At 71.1% G+C, this 646-nt stretch carries 2 pseudogenes; one reads left to right on the top strand and one right to left on the bottom strand.

Annotated features, from left to right (window positions below):
- Nucleotides 1-78, top strand: a pseudogene (locus tag A5622_RS30290) (hypothetical protein); the annotation flags it as partial.
- 28 nt (nucleotides 79-106) lie between these two features.
- Here A5622_RS30290 and A5622_RS22000 read toward each other — a convergent pair.
- Nucleotides 107-646, bottom strand: a pseudogene (locus A5622_RS22000) (mannose-6-phosphate isomerase, class I); the annotation flags it as partial.

The raw sequence follows: 646 nt of genomic DNA, 5'->3' as shown, positions 1-646 counted from the left end.
GGCGAGCGCTATCCCGGCGACGCCGGGGTGCTGGCGGCGCTGCTGCTGAACCGCATCACCCTGGCCCCGGGCGAGGCGGGTCGCCACGATCGGGCCTAGGCCCCGGTCACAACCCCACCGTCGCCCTGAACAACTTGGTGGGTTGGTGCGCGACCAGCCGGATCGGGGCGTCGTCGGCCGCGACCCAGGCGGCCATCCCCCGCTTCAGTGTCAGCGAGCCGGATTTGCCGTGCACCGTTGTGCAGCCCTGGCTGCACAACAGGATCTGCGGGCCGTCGTGGCTGCACGTCGCGTCCACCTCGTGGCCGACGTACTCGTCGTCGAGCTGCAACAGGGCGACGGCGAACTCGTCGGTCGGCGTCTCATAGATCAGGCCGAAACCCTCGCGGCGGATGGGCGGGCGCAGCTGCTCCTCGGTGGTGGGCGCGAAGTCCAGCACGCGCAGCAGCTCGGGCACGTCGACGTGCTTGGGGGTCAGCCCGCCGCGTAACACGTTGTCGGAGTTGGCCATCACCTCCACCGCGAAACCGCGCAGGTAGGTGTGCAGGTTGCCGGCGGAGACGAAGATGGCCTCGCCCGGGGCCAGGGTGATGCGGTTCAGCAGCAGCGCCGCCAGCACCCCGGCGTCGCCGGGATAGCGCTCGCC

The sequence above is a fragment of the Mycobacterium sp. 1245801.1 genome, assembly GCF_001673055.1.
In the GTDB taxonomy this organism is placed as follows: Bacteria; Actinomycetota; Actinomycetes; order Mycobacteriales; family Mycobacteriaceae; genus Mycobacterium; species Mycobacterium europaeum_A.
The sequence above is the reverse complement of the archived record's forward strand: the minus strand, read 5'-3'. Positions and strand labels throughout refer to the sequence as shown.